At 65.8% G+C, this 19,761-nt stretch carries 16 protein-coding genes and 2 pseudogenes; 10 read left to right on the top strand and 8 right to left on the bottom strand.

Translation table 11 applies throughout. The features are described from left to right. Positions 1 to 5: 5 nt before the first annotated feature. Genes glk through ruvX form a run of 3 tightly spaced genes read right to left on the bottom strand, consistent with a single transcriptional unit; the run spans position 6 to position 2,670 of the window. Positions 6 to 1,010, bottom strand: coding sequence for a glucokinase (glk, locus tag LVJ94_19030; GenBank protein ID WXB09314.1), 1,005 nt, complete (start codon positions 1,008 to 1,010; stop codon positions 6 to 8). A gap of 32 nt (positions 1,011 to 1,042) precedes the next feature. Beyond that, on the bottom strand, positions 1,043 to 2,218 hold the full coding sequence (gene mltG / locus LVJ94_19025) for an endolytic transglycosylase MltG (protein ID WXB09313.1): 1,176 nt from the start codon (positions 2,216 to 2,218) through the stop codon (positions 1,043 to 1,045). After that, the gene (gene ruvX / locus LVJ94_19020) at positions 2,215 to 2,670 is read right to left on the bottom strand and encodes a Holliday junction resolvase RuvX (GenBank protein ID WXB09312.1); all 456 of its coding nucleotides are present in this window, start codon (positions 2,668 to 2,670) and stop codon (positions 2,215 to 2,217) included. The genes mltG and ruvX overlap by 4 nt, the downstream gene beginning before the upstream one ends. 109 nt (positions 2,671 to 2,779) lie before the next feature. Here ruvX and hisS point away from each other — a divergent pair, with 109 nt between their 5' ends. The 5 genes and pseudogenes from hisS to LVJ94_18995 all read left to right on the top strand — a co-directional run bounded on the left by hisS (position 2,780) and on the right by LVJ94_18995 (position 9,518). Beyond that, a complete protein-coding gene (gene hisS, locus LVJ94_19015) occupies positions 2,780 to 4,021 on the top strand; it encodes a histidine--tRNA ligase (GenBank protein WXB09311.1) in 1,242 nt (413 codons plus the stop codon). Positions 4,022 to 4,062: 41 nt separating this feature from the next. Next, positions 4,063 to 5,805, top strand: coding sequence for a hypothetical protein (locus LVJ94_19010; protein ID WXB09310.1), 1,743 nt, complete (start codon positions 4,063 to 4,065; stop codon positions 5,803 to 5,805). A 517-nt stretch (positions 5,806 to 6,322) separates the two neighbouring features. Beyond that, a pseudogene (locus LVJ94_19005) lies at positions 6,323 to 7,201 on the top strand (glycoside hydrolase family 6 protein). Between the two features lie 519 nt (positions 7,202 to 7,720). Further along, a pseudogene (locus tag LVJ94_19000) lies at positions 7,721 to 8,587 on the top strand (glycoside hydrolase family 6 protein). Positions 8,588 to 8,639: 52 nt separating this feature from the next. Next, entirely contained in the window at positions 8,640 to 9,518 is an 879-nt protein-coding gene (locus tag LVJ94_18995) for a dienelactone hydrolase family protein (GenBank protein ID WXB09309.1), read from the top strand. A gap of 10 nt (positions 9,519 to 9,528) precedes the next feature. Here the strand turns inward: LVJ94_18995 and LVJ94_18990 are convergent, their stop codons facing one another. Continuing rightward, on the bottom strand, positions 9,529 to 10,032 hold the full coding sequence (locus tag LVJ94_18990; GenBank protein ID WXB09308.1) for a MarR family transcriptional regulator: 504 nt from the start codon (positions 10,030 to 10,032) through the stop codon (positions 9,529 to 9,531). Positions 10,033 to 10,118: 86 nt separating this feature from the next. Here LVJ94_18990 and LVJ94_18985 point away from each other — a divergent pair, with 86 nt between their 5' ends. After that, on the top strand, positions 10,119 to 11,228 hold the full coding sequence (locus tag LVJ94_18985; protein ID WXB09307.1) for a Gfo/Idh/MocA family oxidoreductase: 1,110 nt from the start codon (positions 10,119 to 10,121) through the stop codon (positions 11,226 to 11,228). Between the two features lie 3 nt (positions 11,229 to 11,231). Here LVJ94_18985 and LVJ94_18980 read toward each other — a convergent pair whose 3' ends face one another. The 3 genes from LVJ94_18980 to LVJ94_18970 are packed head-to-tail and all read right to left on the bottom strand — an operon-like array spanning position 11,232 to position 14,811. Beyond that, a complete protein-coding gene (locus LVJ94_18980; protein WXB09306.1) occupies positions 11,232 to 12,440 on the bottom strand; it encodes an anion transporter in 1,209 nt (402 codons plus the stop codon). Positions 12,441 to 12,448: 8 nt separating this feature from the next. Beyond that, positions 12,449 to 13,594 (bottom strand): cysteine desulfurase, encoded by a 1,146-nt coding sequence (locus LVJ94_18975; protein WXB09305.1) that lies wholly within the window; start codon positions 13,592 to 13,594, stop codon positions 12,449 to 12,451. Then, positions 13,594 to 14,811 carry a hybrid sensor histidine kinase/response regulator gene (locus tag LVJ94_18970; GenBank protein WXB09304.1) on the bottom strand — a complete coding sequence of 406 codons (1,218 nt, stop codon included), beginning with the start codon at positions 14,809 to 14,811 and terminating at the stop codon, positions 13,594 to 13,596. The genes LVJ94_18975 and LVJ94_18970 overlap by 1 nt, the downstream gene beginning before the upstream one ends. A gap of 298 nt (positions 14,812 to 15,109) precedes the next feature. On the opposite strand from LVJ94_18970, the gene LVJ94_18965 reads away from it, so the two are divergent. The 4 genes from LVJ94_18965 to LVJ94_18950 all read left to right on the top strand — a co-directional run bounded on the left by LVJ94_18965 (position 15,110) and on the right by LVJ94_18950 (position 18,202). Beyond that, positions 15,110 to 15,421, top strand: coding sequence for an FKBP-type peptidyl-prolyl cis-trans isomerase (locus LVJ94_18965; protein WXB10734.1), 312 nt, complete (start codon positions 15,110 to 15,112; stop codon positions 15,419 to 15,421). Between the two features lie 14 nt (positions 15,422 to 15,435). After that, a complete protein-coding gene (locus LVJ94_18960) occupies positions 15,436 to 15,825 on the top strand; it encodes a response regulator (GenBank protein ID WXB09303.1) in 390 nt (129 codons plus the stop codon). Next, on the top strand, positions 15,822 to 17,375 hold the full coding sequence (lnt, locus tag LVJ94_18955; GenBank protein WXB09302.1) for an apolipoprotein N-acyltransferase: 1,554 nt from the start codon (positions 15,822 to 15,824) through the stop codon (positions 17,373 to 17,375). The genes LVJ94_18960 and lnt overlap by 4 nt, the downstream gene beginning before the upstream one ends. Before the next feature lie 98 nt (positions 17,376 to 17,473). Further along, positions 17,474 to 18,202, top strand: coding sequence for a hypothetical protein (locus tag LVJ94_18950; protein ID WXB09301.1), 729 nt, complete (start codon positions 17,474 to 17,476; stop codon positions 18,200 to 18,202). Here the strand turns inward: LVJ94_18950 and LVJ94_18945 are convergent. Then, complete coding sequence (locus LVJ94_18945; protein WXB09300.1) at positions 18,199 to 19,737, bottom strand: FAD-dependent oxidoreductase; 1,539 nt, start codon at positions 19,735 to 19,737, stop codon at positions 18,199 to 18,201. The two genes, LVJ94_18950 and LVJ94_18945, sit on opposite strands and share 4 nt — an antisense overlap. Positions 19,738 to 19,761 lie beyond the last annotated feature (24 nt).

Raw genomic sequence — 19,761 nt, 5'->3', positions numbered from 1 at the left:
CCTTCCTACAGGGCTGTTGTCGGGGGCTTGCCGTAAAGGAGAGCGGCGTAACGGGCACTGCCCGAAAGGCCGATGGTGGAGTCGGTGACCAAGGCGATGGGCACCTTCTCGAGAAGGGATCGCATGCGCCCCTTGTCGAGGAAGGACTCGACGAATCCCTTCGACACGAGCTGCGGCGTGAGGGTCACCGCAATCTTGCCCATGACGAAGATGCCGCCGAGGGCCAGCGACTTCAGGACCAGATTGCCGGCTTCGGCGCCATACAGGCTGATGAACAGCTTCATGGCGCGGGCGGCCGCCGTGCTCTCGCCGGTGGTGCCAAACTTCGTAATGGCCGAGTTGCGATCCTCCGCCGACGCGATGGCCTGGGCAATCGCATCGTCCTCGGGGATGTTTTTGGCGTCGCGGAAAAAGTCGTACAGGTTGCCGATGCCCGGCCCGGAAAGGATGCGCTCGTAGCTGACCCGTCCCTTCACCCGGGAAATCAGGTAGCGCAAGAGCTCGATCTCGATCTCGTTGCGCGGGGCGAAGTCGACGTGACCGCCCTCGGTGGCGCATACGGCGTGTTTCTCACCGTCCCACACGAGCACGGCCTCGCCGAGGCCCGTGCCGGCCGCGAGGATGGCCAGGTTGGCCCCCTTGGTGCGGGGCAAGGCGCTGCCGTGAAGCAGCACCAGGTCTTCCGGGCGAGCGTGCGATGCGCCCATCGAAAGGGCGACCAGATCGTTGATCAGCGCCACGCGCGGAATGCCCAACGACTGCGCGATGATCCGCTCGTCGAGCACCCAAGGGAGGTTCGTCGCGACCACGCGCCCGTCGACGACCGGACCGGCCACGCCAATGCAGGCGGCCAGCGGCTTCTCGTCGGGCTTTAGAAATGCGCGCGCGACATCCTCGAAGCTTTTATATTCCGTACTGGCGAACCTCTCCCGACGGACGAGCTGCTCCCCGTCCGCGGTGTAGATCGCCAGCCTTGCATTCGTTCCCCCAACATCGGCCGCGAGAATCACGGCACGGATGTATCAGGTCTAGGGTTTAGGGGCTAGGGTTTAGGGGTTAGGGATTCCTTGTTCGTGGCGGCGGAATGGCTCGCGTAGGTTTCGGAGAAGTGATGCCGGCCTCCGCCCTTGGCCACGAAGTAGAAGTAATGGGTGCTGCTCGCATTCATGACCGCCTCGAGCGACTTCGTTCCGGGATTGGAGATGGGGCCGGGCGGTAGGCCCTCGTGTTTGTACGTGTTGTACGGATTCGTTGGGTCGGCCACGACGTCATGCGTGATCTTCCCGGTGTAGGCCGCACACGCCGGAGAGCGCGCGGGGTCGAGCAGGCAACCGTAGCCGGCCGTGGGATCGCACTGCAGGAGCTTCGGCGTGAATTTCGGGTCGCGCAGTCGGTTGAGAAAGACGCTGGCAATGATGGGACGCTCGTCGTCGACGACCGCTTCTTTTTCGATCATCGACGCCAAGGTCACGATTTGGCGCGTGCTCCAATGCAGCGTTTGATCCAAATCGAGGATGCTGGACGCGTGTCGCTCCTCCAAAGTGGCGTAGCGGCGCTCGAACTCGAGCTTCATGCGCCGCACGACGTCCTCGGCCAGGCTGTCTTGCGGGAGCTCGTAGGTCAGGGGAAAGAGAAAGCCTTCCGCGGAGTCGCCGTCGATGCGGAGCTCGGCGAGAAGGCGCCGGTCGCGCGTGGCCTCGAGAAACGCCGTTTTGGAACAAACGCGCTGCGCGTGAAGCCGCTTGCCGATGTCGAACGAGGTAAAGCCCTCCGGGACGGCCACCTTGACTTTGGCGGCAGCCCCGCGCTTCTCCACGCGCGTGAGGAGCTCGTGGGGCGACAGATCGTCGGTGAGGAAGTGCGACCCCTTGGCGACTTTCCCGCTGGCCCCGCTCGCGCGAATGTACCAGGCAAAGAGCCGCGCGTCGGCCACGACGCCGGCCCCCGCGAGCTTGCCGGCGAGGGCCTCGGGGGTTTCGTCGCCCATGAGCGCGAGATCGACCTCGCGGCCGGGGCCCGGACCAGGGCGCGCCGGATAGAGCACGACCAGGGCGCCAAAGAGGCCCGCCGCCGCGATGAGCATGGCCACCGCGAGCCACTTGGTCACCGTGATGGTGCGCGTCGTCGGCGCCTTTTTTCTCGCCCCGGAAGGCGCCGGCGGCCGGCGCGACGTTCGCTTTCGCGGCGGCTTCGGCGACGGCTTTTTCTTTTCCGTCATTCGCGCCTCGCGTCGAGCCACGCTTGCAGCAGGGTCGCCGCGGAAACCTCGTCGATGCGCGCGCGGGCCTTTTTCCCGTGCACCTCGCTGGCGGCGAGCGCACGCCGCGCTTGCACGGTGCTGAGGCGCTCGTCGATCAACTCGACCTCGACGCCCGTTGCATCGGCGATGCGTTGCGCGAGCAGGCGTGCCTTGCGGGCGGCGTCCCCTTCCCCGCCCTTCATATCGAGCGGCAGGCCCACGAGGAAACGGCCCACACCGTCCTCTTCGACCATGTCGGCCAGATGGCGCAAAAGCGCTTTGGTATCGCGACCATCGAGCACCCCGCGCCCATGCGCATAGAGGCCGAGCTCGTCGTCGATGGCCACGCCCACGCGCGCAGCGCCTAGATCGAGGGCACAGACCCGTTTGCGCACTTTGCCGCCTTTGCCCCCGCGTCCAGAACGTTCCACGACAGAACGTCTACTTTCAACGCACAGCCTGGACAAGGACAGTGTAAGGTCCCCGCGCTGGATGACCTCCCCGCCCTCCCGGACCACGCAACTTCGCGCTGTTAAAGGCATGAATGATGTCCTGCCGGACGAAATTTGCCGGTGGCAGCATCTCGAGCGCCTCTTCGCGGAAACCGCGCGCTGCTACGGATTCTCGGAGGTGCGCACGCCCTGCGTGGAGCCCACCGGCCTGTTCGTTCGCACCATCGGCGAGGCGACCGACGTCGTGGAGAAGGAGATGTACTCTTTCACGCACCACGACGAGGGTCTCACCCTGCGGCCCGAGAGCACCGCGGGCCTGGCGCGCGCCTACGTCGAGCACCGGATCCACACGCGTGAGCCCGTCACCAAGTGGTTCTCGTACGGCCCCATGTTTCGGGCCGAGCGGCCGCAGCGCGGGCGCTACCGGCAGTTTTCCCAGCTCGATTGCGAAATTTATGGCGATCCCGGCCCGGGCTGCGACGCGGAATTGATCGACCTCGTCGTTGGCTTCATGGCCAAGTTGCAGATCCCCGACGTCCGCGTGCTCGTGAACTCCATTGGCGGCCCCGAGGCCCGCGTCCGTTACCGCGAGGGCCTGCTGGCCTTTCTCGAGCCGCGGCGCGCGGAGCTCAGTGCCGAGTCGCAACGCCGCATGGGGACCAACCCGCTGCGCATCCTCGATTCGAAGAACGAAGGCGACAAGGCCATCGTGGCCGAGGCCCCGAGCCTGGCCGAGTTCCTCTCCGACGACGACAAGGCCCACTTCGACGGGTTGCAGCGCGCACTCACCGCGCTCGGTGTCCCCTTCACGGTCGACCCGCGCCTCGTTCGCGGGCTCGACTATTACACGCGCACCTTGTTCGAGATCAAAGGCGCCACCGACAAGCTGGGCGCCGGCGACACCCTCGCGGGCGGCGGGCGTTACGACAATATGATTGAAGAGCTCGGTGGCCCGAGCGTCCCGGCCATCGGCTTCGCGGCCGGCGTCGAGCGGCTGGTCATCGCCAGCGAGGCGACCATCGAGCCGTCGCGCATCGATGCCTATGTCTCTCCGCTGGGCGCGGGGGCCATCGAACAGGCCATGATCCTGGGGCGCGATTTGCGAAAGCACGGGATCGCCACCGAGGTCGACACGCGTGGGGGCTCGCTGAAAAGCCAATTGCGCCGGGCCAACGCCCTGGGCTGCAGTGTGGCGCTCATCCTCGGCGAGAATGAAATCGCGGCGGGCACCGCGCAGGTGAAGGACCTGCTGGGCCACACGCAAGACTCCATCGCCTTGAGCGACGTCGTTCGCATCGTGGCCGATCGATTGAAGTCGAGGAGCCGGTGAGGAATTTCCGTACTTTTACCTTATTTACGCTTTTCACGTCCTTGCTTTCGCTGTCCGCCCAGGCGCAGCGCGGTGGCAATCCGTCCGTGCCCGTGGGTGGCAGCAGGCCGCCTCCCTCCTCGAGCGACACGTCGAAGGACGATGACAAGCAGGCGCCCGGTGCGGGCGACGACGATCAACCACGCCAGCAGGTGGCCCCCGCGCGCAACGAACCGCAGGTGCAGGCCCCGGCCGATCCCTTGGCGATCAGCCCCGAGACCCGCGGGCGCATTGGAACCGATGCGGATCCGGAGCCCCCGGCGGCGACCGGGGAAATGCATCGCAAGTATTTTCCGTATTACGAAGAGCGCAAAGGCGATTACCGATTTCGCCTTTTGCCGCCGCTCTATCTCGAGCACACGCGCGGCCTTCCGGATCCGTCGAAGCCCACGACCGGGGAAAGCAAAGTCGATCGCGAATCGCTGATTGGCTTGCTGTATTACCAGCGCCGTTCGCCGCGCATCGATGCCGACGTGCTTTTCCCGTTGGCCTGGCGGGTGCGCGAAAATCAAAATAGAGTTTACGTCTTCGGCCCCATCGCCCACCGCGAGGCACCCGGGGAGCACGACAACTGGCTCGCGCCCTTGTTCTTCGAAGGGTCGCGCCCCAAGGCGGGCTACTTCCACGCCCCGCTGCTCCTCACCACGTCGCACTACAACGAAGACGGAGCCTTCACGCTGGTGGGCCCCTTCTTCCGCGACCGCACGAAGCTCGACGTGGACATGGGCCTCGTCCCCTTCTTCTTCCACGGAAACAACGGCTCCATCGACGGCACGCGCAAGACGTACACGTTGATTCCGCCGCTGCTCTTCTATCATCGCTATCGGGAAGTCGAGAATAGCTCCTTCACCGTGGCCGGCCCGCTCATCATGGCCTCGGATCCGAAGCGCAGCGTGTTCGACATCGCGCCGCTCTTCTTTCACATTCAGGGCAAGCCGGAGACGGGCGGCATCCGCGAGCACCACACCACGCTGCTGCCGCTCTTCCACTATGGCCGGAGCGAGACGGAATCGCTGTTCGTCATTCCCGGTTACTTGCGCCGCGTGACGATGACCAGCGACACGATGCTCACGCCGCTCTTCAGCGTGGCCACCACGCGCAACAATGCGACGCGCTTCACCGCGGCTGGGCCGATTCTTCCGCTCTTTTACGATTACCGCGACAAGGACATCGGCCTTCACGCGTGGGCCATGGCGCCCTTCTATTATCAATCGGATTCGCCGCGCGGGCACGACTTCCTCACCCCGCTGTTTGGCAAGTTCGAAACCTACGGCCAATCGCGCACCTGGTGGGCATTCCCCACCATCACCGTGTCGACCGACCAGCACGGGTGGGAAGCCGATCTTCACCCTATTCTGTATTTCGGACGCAACGACCGCAACACGCACTCGGTCGTAGCCCCCTTCTTCTGGGATTTCGCCAGCCCCAAGGGCCGCACCACCGTCGGGTTCCCGCTCTATTGGCGTTTTGCCGACACATCGGACGACTCCGTTCTGCAGGTTGCCGGCAATACCCTGTACATGCAAAAGAGGGTGGTGGGCGGAACCGATTGGCAATTCCACCTCCTTCCGATCTTTTCCTACGGAGAAGATCCGACGGGGTATTTCTGGAACGTGCTTTTCGGCCTCGCCGGCTATCAACGATCGGGCAGTTTTGCCCGCATTCGCGCCTTCTGGATCCCCATCCAGGTCGCCGGTCCCGACGCAAACGCGGTCGCCGGCCAGCCCGCACGCGTGAATTTCTGACGGCCTTCGAGCGAAGGGCACGGTCGATTGAAGGTTCCAGGTCAGGGCGACCTGATGCTGGAACCGCGGCAGCGAGAAGAGACCGGCGGGGCCGGCGCGACGTGTTACCAGCAAGCGAAGGGCGCAGACCTTCTGGCGATCCAGCGCTGGGGGCCGGACTTGGGTGCCGGGCTCGCCGGATTTTCCCGCTGCCGCTGCTCGATTGTCAACAACTGGCGAATCTGTAAAAGCGTATCCGCTTTTGCGCCATTGTCTAGAAGCTGCTATCGCAATAGCAACTCGGCAATCGTCGCATAACGAAGGAGTACGCATGCGCCTACATATTTGGCCGCTGGTGATCGTGCAGTTCACCATGCAGACCGTGGCTTGCAGCAGCACGGACTCGCCGGGTACCGGCCGGCCCGACGACCATGGGAATGATGGGATCACGGGGGATTCGCCGAAAAATCCGCCGGGAGACGGCACGGGCGATCCTGGCACGACGGCGGATGGTGGAACCACGACCGATGCGGGGACGGTAACGGCGAATGGGTTTTACGTCGATCCGGATTCCAATTCCGCGAATTGGGCAAAGAACCATGGTGGCGATTCGCGTGCGGCGGCGATCAAGTCGAATATTGCAAACAAGCCCGGCGCGCGCTGGTTCGGCAATTGGAACAACGACATTGCCAAGGACGTCTCCAGCTTCGTGGGTGCGGCGGCCGCGGCGAAAAAGTGGCCTATCCTGGTCGCGTACAACATTCCGGGCCGCGATTGCGGTGGCGCATCCAGCGGCGGCGCGGGCAGCGCGGAGGCGTTTCGCACGTGGATTGCTTCGTTCGCACGCGCCGTCGGCAACCGCGAGGCCATCGTGGTCGTGGAGCCCGATGCATTGGCTCAGCTCGATTGCCTTCCCAACGACGGCGAACGGCAAACCCGTCTCGACTTGATGAAGTATGCAACCGATCAATTCCGCACATTGGCCCCCAAGGCCCGCGCCTACGTGGACGGAGGCAATGCCAAATGGATTACCCCCGCGACCATGGCCAAGCGTCTCGATTCCGCCGGCGTGCGCAGCGTTCGAGGGTTTGCCATCAACGTATCGAACTTCTACACCACCGGTGAATCGACGACGTACGGCAACGACGTCAGCGCGGCCCTGTCGAGCCAGTTCGGGTACACGACCAAGTTCGTCATCGACACCAGCCGCAATGGCAATGGCTCCCTGAATGGCGAGTGGTGCAACCCGGCCGGCCGCAAACTGGGCGAGGCTTCGAAATTCGGGAGCGGTAACACAGATGCGCTTTTGTGGGTCAAGGTCCCCGGCGATTCCGACGGGCCCTGCGGCAGCGCACCCGACACGCCTGCAGGCACATTCAGCCCGGATATCGCGACGCGATTGATCAATGGCACGTGAGGTAACTTTCGACTGAATGCAACCAGTTCTCGAGCCAGCGCCGTGCGAGGAGCGCGGCAGCGGGACGAAGCCGGCGGGACCGGCGCGCCGTGTGGTTCAACAAGTAAGGATCGCCACGCCCCACGGCGATCCTCGCACGAGAAACGGGCGAGGGCGCCGGCCTCGCCGGGGTTGTCTCGCTGCCGCTCCTTGACTGTAACGACGTCTCCAGCTCGGCCCCTCGCAATCGAACGTTGCGTTAGCCAAGTGTGAACTCGCGGTTCGCGCTATTTTGATATCGTGCGCCGGCCCGAAAACTGCACTTACAATCATGGATACGAAAGATCCTCGCAAGAAGGAGTGATAATGCGCATACACGGACTATCCATGGTCGCTACATTGTTCACCATGTTCGGCGTCGGTTGCAGCGGCACGGACGCTGACGTAGCCGGCAGCGAGAACGATGAGATCACCCGCGACTCGGCGGACGACCAAGCCGAGGACGGTTCCAATGCCGAATTGGAACTGAGCGCGGCCGATGGCTTCTACGTCGATCCCAACTCGAATGCTGCCAACTGGGTCAAGAGCCATGGCGGCGATTCCCGCGCGGCGACGATCAAGTCGAAATTGTCGAGCAAGGCCGGCGCGCGCTGGTTCGGCAATTGGAACAACGACATTGCCAAGGACGTTTCCAACTACGTGGGCGCAGCGGCCACCGCCAAGAAGTGGCCGATCCTAGTGGCGTACAACATTCCGGGACGCGACTGCGGCGGCGCATCCAGCGGTGGCGCGGGAAGCCCGGCCGGCTTTCGCACGTGGATCTCGAAATTCGCCGGCGCCATCGGCAACCGCGAGGCCATCGTGGTCATCGAGCCCGACGCGCTGGCTCAAATCGATTGCCTCCCGAACGACGGCGAGCGAAAGACCCGCCTCGACTTGATCAAGTACGCCACCGAGCAATTCCGCGACAAGGCGCCCAAGGCCCGCGCGTACGTCGATGGCGGCAACGCCAAGTGGATTGCGCCCGCGACCATGGCCGAGCGGCTCAATTCCGCGGGCCTGCGCAACGTCCGCGGGTTCGCCATCAACGTGTCGAACTTCTACAAGACATCCGAATCGACGACGTATGGCAACGACGTCAATTCGGCTCTCTCGGGCAACTTCGGTTACACGAAGAAGTTCGTCATCGACACCAGCCGCAACGGCAACGGGTCGAAGGACAACGAATGGTGCAACCCCGCCGGCCGCAAACTGGGCGCCGTATCCAAGTTCGGAAGCGGCAACACCGACGCGGTCCTCTGGATCAAGGTCCCGGGCGACTCCGACGGCCCCTGCGGCACCGCTCCGAACACCCCCGCGGGCACCTTCAGCCCGGATCTCGCGACACGGCTCATTAACGGGACGTAATCCGTGGCACATTGACCGCCTCCCCCGTCCTCGGCCGGCGTAAAGTCGGCCGATGAACGAGATCCAACGTTACCTCCAAGACGAAGTCGTTCTGGATTGCGCGGACGGAATCATCTCGCGGCGGGAGGCGCTCAAGCGTCTCGGGTTGATGGGGCTGACGGCGGCGGCAGCCTCGAACCTGATCGCCGGGTGCGCCGACACCAAGGAACCCAACGTGCCCGCCGGCGCGAACGCGAACGCCGCGGCCGGCGGCGGCGCCGAGAGCATCACCTTTGCCGGCCCCGAAGGTCGCACGCTTCAAGGGGCGTGGGCGCGGGCGGATTCGCCGCGCGGCGGGGTGCTCGTGATTCACGAGAACAAAGGTCTCTTGGAGCACTTTCGCGTGGTCGCGCAGCGGTTTGCCAAGGCCGGCTACTCGGCGCTCGCCATCGATCTTCTCTCCGAAGAGGGCGGCACCGCAGCACTTGGCGAGCCGGCGAATGCGACGGCGGCGCTGTCGAAGGTGCCACCGGAGCGCTTCGTGGCCGACATGAAGGCGGGGCTCGACGAGCTGGCGAAGCGAACCCCCGGCGTCAAACTCGCGGCCATCGGCTTTTGCTTCGGCGGCGGCATGACATGGCGCCTCGTCGGAACCAAAGACGCGAGGCTCGCCGCCGCCGCCCCGTTCTACGGCCCCCTGCCCGAGGGCACCGACTTCACCGGCGCCAAGACTGCCGTTTTCGGCGTCTACGCGGAGCTCGACGGACGCGTCAACGCCTCGCAACCCGCGGCCAAAGCGGCCCTGGAGAAGGCCGGCCTCACGCACGAAATCGTGACCTACCCGGGCGCGGACCACGCCTTCTTCAACGACACCGGGCCGCGCTACAACGCCCCCGCGGCCACGCAGGCCTGGACCAAGGTGCTCGACTGGTTCGGCCGGTACGTGGGCTGAGCCGCCGCGCTCATCGCTCCTTGAAGCCGCCGCCGGCTTTGCGCAAGAGCGCCATCAATGTCTGCCGCTCGGCGCGCGTAAGCTTGGCGAACGGCTCGCGCAGGACGGCAAAGTACTCGTCGGCGCACGCCGTGAGCCTCTCCAGACCGAGCGGCGTGACGTGAAGGCGAAAGCTGCGCCGGTCCGTGGGATCCACCTGGCGCCGCAAAAGGCCGGCGCGCTCCAATAGATTGAGACGGTGCGTGACGGTGCCGCTCGGGCAGTCCATGCAGTCCATGAGAACCCCGGGCGTGACCCCCTCGCCCTCCGGGGTCGAGGCGAGGAGCGCCAAGGTGAGAAAGCCCGAGGAGCCCATCTCGTAGCGATCGGTGATCTCGTCGCAGCGGGCCAGCTGCGTCCGCCCGATGTGGCCCAGGCGCATCGACAGCGTCAGCGCCTCGATGTCCCACTCGGGAAACCGCGTCGCGTAGACCCCGGTCAGCTCCTCCACCAAGTCCCGCTTCGCCTTCGCCATGGCGATCTTTTCTATATCATCTTGACGTCGAGATAAACCGGCCCAAGTTATCTCGGCGTCGAGATAATTCTCCTGGAGGACCTCACGTGAAAAGAATCCGAGTGGGCATCATCGGGGCGAATCCCGAACGAGGATGGGCCAAGGTCGCACACGTTCCGGCGCTGAAGGCGCTTGCGCAGCAGTACGAGATCACGGCGGTCAGCACGACGCGCCGGGCGAGCGCGGAGGAGGCGGCGCGGCAATTCGGCGCGGCACACGCCTTCGACCGCGCCGAGGCGCTGGTCGCGCACCCCGAGGTCGACCTGGTGACGGTGTCCGTCAAGACGCCCGATCACGGGCGCGCCGTGCGGGCCGCGCTCGATGCGGGCAAGCACGTCTTCTGCGAGTGGCCGCTGGGCGCCAACACCGCCGAGGCGGAAGAATTGAGCGCGCGGGCCGATGCGAAAGGCGTGCGCACGGCCATCGGGTTGCAGCGACGCTTCTGGCCCAGCGTTCTCTACGTGCGCGATCTCGTGCGCGAGGGCGCCATCGGGCGGCTCCGCTCGTGCAACCTCAGCTACCCGGTGCCGTACATGGGCGCGAGAATGCCCGCGTACGGCGCCTACGCCTCCGACGCCGCCAATGGGGCCACGCTTCTCAGCATCATGGGGGGCCACTTCCTCGACATCGTGAGCTTCGCGTTGGGGGACATCCGCGAATTGTCGGCGGTGGTGACGCAGCAGTTCGACACGATGACGATTCTCGAAACCCAGGAGGTCATCCCCGTCACCTCCCCGCACCAGGTTCTCGTGAGCGGCACCTTCGACGGCAACGCGGTCCTCGCGGCACACTTCGAAGCCGGCAAGGAGCGCGGCGGCACCGATCTGCTGATCCGCATCACCGGCACCGAAGGCGCACTCGAACTACGCAGCGAGCCTGCGGAGCTCGACCCTTCCGATCTCGCGCTGTTCGGAGCCCGCGGCGATGCGACGGCGCTGGAGAAGTACACGGTGCCATCCCAGTATTACGGACCGCACGGCACCGAGCTTCGCGGCTCCTCCTATGCGCTCGCCCAAGTGTACGCAGCGCTCGCGCACGACATCGCCGAGGGCACTTCGCTCGCCCCGAGCTTCCGCGACGCCGTCTCCCGCCACCGGTTGCTCGACGTCATTGCCACCGCGTCGTCGACAGGGCAACGGCAGCGCGTCGCCGCGTAACGCTCACGCGTGCCAGGCGAGCCACGCCGCGCCGATGAGCAAGCTGATCACCCCCGAAGGGAGGCCCACCTTCAGAAAGTCGACGAACGAGATCTCCGCGCGGCTCCGGGCGCGCTCCACCACGATGATGGTCGCGAGCGATCCCGGAAGCGTCAGATTCCCCGCCAACGTCGACGCCATGGCCAAGGTGAGCCACGCCGACTCGGCGTTGGGCAGATGCGGAACGAGGGACTTGAGCACCATGACGGCGGGCACGTTGCTCACCACGTTGGACAGGATCGCCGAGATCAAGGTGAGGCCCCACACGCTCTCCGGGTGCAGCGGCTGCAGTGCCGCGAGCAGCCGCTCGGCGAGCCCCGCTTTTTCGACGCCCGCCACGACCACGAACAACCCCGTGAACAGCGCCAACAAGGTCCAATCGATGCGCACGTAGAGGCGCTTCGGATTGACCGCGCGCGTGAAAAGCATGGCCGAGGCTCCCAGCAACGCCACGACGGCGGGTGGAATGCCCAGCACGAACGCGAGCAGCACGCCCGCCGTCACGATGCTGCTCTTGCGGATCCAGCGCCGGTACACGTGGGGCTTGTTCGACGCCGACCGCGCGACGAACGCGCCCCCGAGCTCGCGCCGGTAAAGCCACCAAATGACGATGCCGTTCGCGATCAGCGCGAGCACCGCCACCGGCGCGAGAAAGAGCGCGAACCGCCCGTACGAAATGCCCGACAGCGACCCAATGAGAATGTTCTGCGGGTTGCCCGTGATGGTGGCCACGCTGCCGATGTTCGACGATGTGGCCAGCGCCAAAAGATAAGGCCGCGGATCGCGCTCCAGGGCCTCGGCGATCTGCAGGACCAGCGGCGTAAACGCGATGCACACGACGTCGTTGATGAGGAACGCCGACAGCAACGCCGACGACACCGACACCGCGATGAACAAGGCCACCGGGCTGCGGGCACGCCGGGTGACCCAGAAGCCAATCATCGAGAAGGCGCCGGAGACCTCCAGCGCCGCCGAGAGGACCATCATGCCGAACAGAAGCCCGAGGGTCGCACCGTCGACCGAAGCCTGCGCCTCGGACACCGACAGCACCCGAAACGCAACCAGGAGCACCGCCCCGATGATGGAGGCGGCCACCCGATCCGAGCGCAAACCGGGCACGCGCCCCACGGAGAACGCCACGTAGGTGAACGCGAAGATGATGGCGGCAATCATGCGGCCCCTCACGTGCGTGCGAAGACGCGACCGAGCGCCGAAAGCGCCATCTCGAGGGACTCCTCGGTCGTGGCCTCCCCCAGCGAAAACCGCACGGACCTTCGTGCGTGCGCCTCGTCCTGCATGGCGGTGATGACCGGCGAAGGCTCGATGGTCCCAGCACTGCACGCGCTGCCGCTGGAGATGCTCACCCCTTCCAGATCGAGTGCCGCCACCAGCTCGGGGCCGTTCCACGTCGAGAAGGCCACGTTGGTCACGTGCGGCGCGCGCGGCGCCTTTGCGCCGTTCACCTCGCAGCGCGGATCGAGGCGCGCGAGGCCCGCCTCCAGGCGATCGCGCAACACGGCCACCCGAGCGTAGCGCTCGGGCCCCGAGCGCGCATGCTTCGCCGCCACCGCGAACCCCGCCGCCGCCACCGGATCGAGCGTCCCGGGTCGAATTCCCCGCTCTTGCGCGCCGCCGCGGAGCAGCGGCTCCAGCAGAATATCGGCGCGCGTCACCAGCGCACCAATGCCCTTGGGCCCGCGCATCTTGTGGGCGGCGAGGCTTCGCGTCACCTTGATGCCATCACCGCAGGCGGGGTTGATCCCCGCGACGTCGATGCGCCCGAAAGCCTGCACGGCATCGACGTGCACCCACACACCACGCGCCGAGGCCATGCCGATGGCCTCCGCGGTCGGCTGAACGACCCCCGTCTCGTGGTTCACCGCCTGCAGCGCCACGATCCGCACGTCGCCCTCCCCGAGCGCGCGCTCCAGATCGTCCAGGTCGATGCAACCCGATGCGCCGACCCGCAACCACCGCACGCGCGCCTTGCCCTCGGCCTCGAGCGCCTCCGCCACCCGCGCGATCGACGGGTGCTCCAGCCGGCTCGTCACCAGCGTCCCCGGCCCTCGCGCGAAGGCCGAGCGCAGCGCGAGGTTGTTCGCCTCCGTCCCGCCCGAGGTGAGCACGATGTCGCGCGGATCGATCCCCGCGAGCTCGGCCACCGCCGCCCGCGCATTCTCGACGTACGCGCGCGCACCGCGCCCTTCGGCGTGGATGCTCGAGGGATTCGCCCAAGCGCCGCGCAACGCCGCCCCCATCGCCTCGACGACCTCGGGCAGCGGCGGCGTGGTCGCGTTCCAATCCAGATAAACGCGGTTTTCGATCATCAAATTCGCGCGTCAGCTACCACAGTCGGCGCGTGCCGGGCCACCGAGAGCACGAAGACCGCGCCCTGAAAGACGGTGTGACCGAGCTGGGCACCGGCCTGGATGCGCACGTCGCCCCCGAGGCCGCGTGCCACCCGGCGCACGATGGCGAGGCCAACACCGACGCCGCCGTGCGCGCGCGTCGGCGAGCCGTCGACCTGGAAAAAAGGCTCGAAGATGCGCTCGGTGCGATCCTGCGGGATGCCCGGCCCGGTGTCGGCCACGAGCACCTCGCAGGTCGATTCCGTCTCCCATACGGCGATGCCGAGGGTGCCGCCCTCCGGGCTGAACTTCACCGCATTGTCGAGCAGCTGCAGAATCGCGCGCTGGAGCCGATCCGAATCGCCGTAGGCGGGGATGGGCCCGTGCGGCAACTCCTCGACCAGCGCAAGGCGCCGCTCGGCCATGGCATCGGCCTGCTGCGCGATGGCCCTTCGCACCGTGTCGAGGAAGTCGTACTCGCGGTTGAAAAACCGCATCTTGCCGGTCTCGAGACCGGTCACGTCGACCAAGTTGTCGAGGCTCGCGCGAAGCCGCCGCACGCAGTCGTCCATCGCGCGCAGCGCCTTCTTCTGCGGCGTGGCCACCTCGCCCAGCTCTTCATCGATGAGCATGCGCAAGTAGCCGACGATGGGCGTCAGCGGCGTTGCCAGCTCGTGCGAGACGTTGCGGTAGAACGCCGTTCGCAACCGATCCATGTCGCGCAGCCGCTCGTTGGCCGCGGATAGTTCCGCCACCTTCGTCTCGAGGTGCGCCACGATTCGCCCGCTCTGCATCCGCAATCGTTCCCCTGTATCCGAAAGCCCCGCCGGCAGCTCACGCCGTCCCTCGAGGTAATCGCGGATCTGGCGGGCGAAGCTTCGGGCATCGATGGGCTTCTGCAGAAAGCCGTCGCATCCGACGGCAAAACTCGTTTCCCGTTCGCCTTCGGCGGTGATGGCCACGATGGGCACGCCGCGGAGACCCGCTTCGTTGCGCAAGCGCAGCGTCACCTCGTATCCGTCGAGACCGGGAATGTTTATGTCCACGAGAACGAGGTCGGGACGCTGAGCCAGCGCCAAACGCACGCCTTCGAGGCCATCGGGAGCGTCGATCACCTCGAGACCGTCGGCGGTCAGCAGCTTGCGGACCAGAAGGCGGTTTCGCGGATCGTCTTCGATATGGAGAACACGCGGCATAACTCTTTACTTCCAGTGTAGCCCGACTAGGTTTTCGCCGCGCATGAAGCCGTCTTGCCTCTCCCAAGCTAAAGCCGTGAGCATCCTACCAGCCTCGCTCGCTTTCTTCCTCTGTCTTGTGGGGCTATTGCCAGCCTGCTCGAAGCTGACAGAACCACCCAGCCCGGAACCGATCTCGACCGACACCACGACGACAGCGGCCCAGGCACGTCCGACGGCTTCGATCCGCGAACCTTCCCCGCCCCCGTCGGCGTCCGCCGCAAACGCGCCGCCGCCTGCCCCGCCCGGGAAGCTCGAGATCAAGGATCTCACCGTGGGCAAAGGCAAAGAGGCGAAGGCCGGCGACCGCGTGTCGGTGCACTACCTGGGCACCCTCACCGACGGGAAGAAGTTCGACGCCTCGCGCGATCACGGCAAGCCGTTCGAGTTCCAGCTCGGCCAGGGCATGGTCATCAAGGGCTGGGACCAGGGCGTGGCCGGCATGAAGATTGGTGGCAAGCGCAAACTCACCATTCCTTACGATCTGGCCTACGGGGAGCGCGGCATGCCGCCGGCGATTCCGCCCCGTTCGACCCTCGTTTTTGAGGTCGAGCTGCTCGAGATCAAGTGATGTAATCTCATGCTGTGACCGCAACAGGCGGCGTCCGGCGCAAAACCATCCTGGTGGTCGAAGACGACGAGGCGGTGCGTACGCTGCTGGCTCGTGCGCTCGGGGTGCAATACGAGGTCGTCACCGCCTGCGACGGCCAGGAGGCGCTCGACATCCTGCAGAGCTCTCACGCGCCTGCGCTGATCATCACGGACGTGATGATGCCCAAGATGAACGGATATGCCTTGAGCCGCCTGCTCAAAGCCGATAGACGCTGGAACAACGTTCCCATCGTGTTTCTCACCGCGCGCGCATCGGCCAAGGACGTCGTTTTGGGCATCAGCGCGGGCGCACGCCATTACATTTCCAAGCCGTTCAGCGTGCGCGACGTCCTAGAGAAGGTGGGCCGCATCCTCAACGCATGAAGCTACGCCTTCCGTCCGAACTCCCCTTGCCCGTGTGGCCTGCCCTCGGCATGGCCGCGCTCTCCGGCTTTCTGTACTTCCTCGCGTTCGCGGGGATGGACATCTGGCCGCTCGCCTTCGTGGCCTTCGTGCCGCTGTGGATCGCCATCCGCGGGCAGCGGCCGCGCTTGGCGCTGTGGCTCGGCCTCGTGACCGGCGCGACGATGAACGTGTTCGGCTTCTACTGGCTGCTCACGATGCTGAAGACGTTCAGCGGCTTCCCCACGGTGCTGTGCGCGCTGTTCGTGCTGATCATCTGCACGTACCAAGGCGGCCGCCTCGGGCTCATGGGCTGGCTCTACGCGCGCGCCTCCATTCGGGGTTGGCCCGCGGCCCTCGTCTTCGTCGCCGCCTTCGTGGCGAGCGAGCTCGTGTTCCCGCTGCTTTTCCCCTGGTATTACGCGGCCACGGTGCACGGCCAGCCCGCGCTCACGCAGGTGGCCGATCTGGGCGGGCCCATTTTGATTGGCGTCGTCCTCCTGCTCGCGAACCTGGCCATCGCGGAGCCGATCCTGTCGCGCATCGAGAAGCGGCCACTGGATCGCCGCTTGGTTCAGATTGGCGCGGGTGCCTTGGCAGCCACGTTGCTCTACGGGTACGTGCGCATTCGCATGGTCGATGCGCAGGCCGCGGCGAGCGAGGCCTTCAACGTGGGGCTCGTGCAGGGCAACATGGGCCTGATGCAAAAGCGCACGGACCCCGCCGAGGGCCTGCGCCGTCATCAGAAGCTCACGCGCGAGCTGAAGGAGCGCGGCACCGATCTGGTCGTGTGGAGCGAATCGTCGGTCACCTTCGCCGTGCCGGAGGCCAAGGCCGATCGCTTCATGTTCAACAACGTGAGCTCGCAGCTGGGGATGCCGGCCATCTTTGGCGCGGTGTTGTTCCGCGTCGACGCGGATCGCGAGCGCTGGTTCAACACGGCGCTTTCGACGGACACGCAGGGCAAGATCACCGCGCGCTACGACAAGGAGTTCCTCCTGGCCTTCGGGGAGTACCTGCCCTTCGGCGATACGTTCCCCATTCTGTACCATTGGTCGCCGAACAGCGGGAAGTTCAGCCCCGGCGACAAGCTCGACCCGCTGCGGATCCGGACGGCCAGCGGAGAGCACAAGGTGACGACGCTCATCTGCTACGAGGACATCCTTCCGAGCTTCACCAACAAGGCCGTCAACCACGCCGATCCGGAGCTCTTGGTGAACATCACCAACGATGCATGGTTCGGTGACACCAGCGAGCCGTGGGAGCACCTCGGCCTTGCGCAGTTTCGTGCCATCGAACATCACCGTTACCTCGTCCGCAGCACCAACAGCGGCGTGAGCGCGGTGATCGATCCGGTCGGGCGGGTCATTGCCCACACGGGGACGTTCCGCGTCGAAGCTCTTCAGGCAAGCGTGCGCTGGATGCGCGGGAAGACCGCGTACGAAGTCATCGGCGACATTCCCTGGTATCTTCTGACCTTGGCCGTGGCGTACGCGGCCTTTCGCAAACGCAACCTGCAGCCGACAACGTGACAGCCTGGTCGGGGACGACTAGTCTTTTTCGCGTTGGACTGTCTTTGTCGTACCGCACCTGAATGACGACCTACCCGTCGCCGTCAAAGAGGTTACCCATGTCTCGCACTTATCGATGGAAGCTGGCTCTGAGCGCGGTCCTTTTCGGTGGAATCGCTGTCCTCTCCACCCAGGGCTGTACGATCACCACGAGCGACGACCCGATTGACGGGGGTGGCAGCAACTGGGAGCCCTGGGACGGCAAAGACGCCGGCAACGGCAACTGGCGCGCGACGTGTGAGGGTTGCAACTTCGACTGGTGCCGCTCGCAGTGGTCCACGTGCCAAGAGGACAGCGAGTGCCACAAGATTTACAGCTGCTCCATCGGTTGCGACAAGGTCGCCCCCGCCGATTACAACCAGTGCACCAAGAACTGCTACGACCAGTATCCGGCGGGTAAGACGAACTACCGCAACCTGGCCGTGTGCAATCAGTTTTACTCGTGCAGCAGGAACGCCTGCCAGTCCATCTGCCAGGACACGGCCGACTATTGCAACGCCCCGGCGCCCGAAGTCGATGCCGGCAGCAGCACACCCCCGCCGGCCCCTGCCCCGCAGAGCTGCTTCGACTGCACCACGGCGCGTTGCAGGGCCGAAAAGACCCGCTGCTCCCCGGGCTCCAGTTGCGAAGCGTATTCGAAGTGCACCGACGCGTGCGGCGCCCCCAACGTGACCGATCCTTTCCAGTGCGTCGACGATTGCGGCTTGGCACGCCCGGATGGCAAGGCCGACTCCGAGGCGCAGTCGAACTGCACCACGAATCAGTGCCGCAGCGAGTGCGGGCTCTAGCCTGAACGAAGCACGTAGAAGATGTCGAACGCGCGGACCAGCGCGCGTTCGGCATCGCTTTCCATCTGTGTGAAGCGCGCCGCGATCACGCCGTCGGGGCGCACCAGCACGGCCCCCTCCTCCTTCACGCCGTAGGCCGATTGCCAGCCGGAAAGCACGTGGGTGCGCAGCGGAAGCCCGAGCGCATCGGCGGCGTTTTTCCATGCGGTGTCCCCGGCGAACAAGACGAACGTGCGGCCGAGGAGATCGATCGTCGACGTAGGCACGCCGTCGATGTCGAGCCCGGCGTGCGGGGCGCGGCTCCCGGGTGTGCCGTCCAGGACGAGGGTCCGCGGCAGCGGCGAGTCCCCAACGCCGTAGCGATAGCCGAACACCACGCAGTCGGAGTCCACCGGCTCCTGCGCGGCGAGTGGATGCGCGGGTCGTCCGCCTTGCGCGGCCATGCGGTATGCGAGGATGGTCGCCTGCTCGGCGGTCGCCGTGGCCACGGGCCGTCGCTCCGTGTCGAAGCTGTCGAGAAGCGCTGGGCGTGCGCGCCCTTGGAGAACCAACGCGAGCTTCCAGGCCAAGTTGGCTGCGTCTTGGATGCCGGTGTTGGCGCCGAAGCCGCCCGCAGGGGTCATTTGATGGGCCGCATCGCCCGCGAGAAAGACGCGCCCGTGTGAGAAGCGCTCGGCCACGCGCTCGCCCGTTTCCCAGGCGAAGGCACCGAGCACGTTCACCGCGAGCGTCGGAAGCCCTGCCGCCTGGCGGATGCGTTGCACGAAGTCCTTCGTCGACAAGGCGCCGCCGTCCGGAGGCATCTCGGTTCCATAGAGCCAGCGATCCTTCGAACCGGCGCTGACGAAGATGCCTGCGGCCTCTGGGTGCGTGACGATGGCGAAACCGAAGGGCCGCTCACGCCGCACCTCCGTGAGATCCGCCTCGAACACCGCCGAGACATTGTGCCCGAGGGTCCCGCGTCCGCGTTGCCTAATACCGAGTGCCTCACGCACGGAGCTTCGTACGCCGTCGGCGGCAACCATGTAACGTGCCCGAACCGTCTCGTGTCGCTGCGCGGTGCGGTCCACGATGTTCGCGGTGACGCCGTCGCCGTCCTGCTCGAAATGCGTCATCTCCGTGGAGAAGCGCACCACCACCCCCTCCTCGGTGACGGCGTGCAGAAGGATGCGCTCCAGGCGATCTTGCCCCATGAACACGGGCGGACATGGCGATAGGCCGGTGGTCCGCGCCTGCGGCACGCGCGGCTGCCATGCGAGCGGCGCATCGGCCAAGGTAACGGCGGTCAGGATACCGCCAATGGGAACCTCCTCGGGGATCCCTCCTTCCCGCTCGATGACCGTCCCCGCGCGGGTGGCCCGAAAGTGCTCGATGGTGCGCTCGTTGAAGCCGCGCGCGCGGGGATGAATCGATGTACCTGCATGCTTCTCGACGACCAGCACGCGGCCCCCTTGCTCGAGGTGCTCCGCCAGGAAGAGCGCTGCCGAGAGGCCAACGAGGCCTCCGCCCACGATCAACACGTCCACGTCCATCATGCGCCCATCGGTAACAGTCCCACT

The organism is Sorangiineae bacterium MSr11367, assembly GCA_037157805.1.
In the GTDB taxonomy this organism is placed as follows: Bacteria; Myxococcota_A; Polyangia; order Polyangiales; family Polyangiaceae; genus Pendulispora; species Pendulispora rubella.
This window is presented reverse-complemented; position numbering and strand designations above follow the sequence as displayed.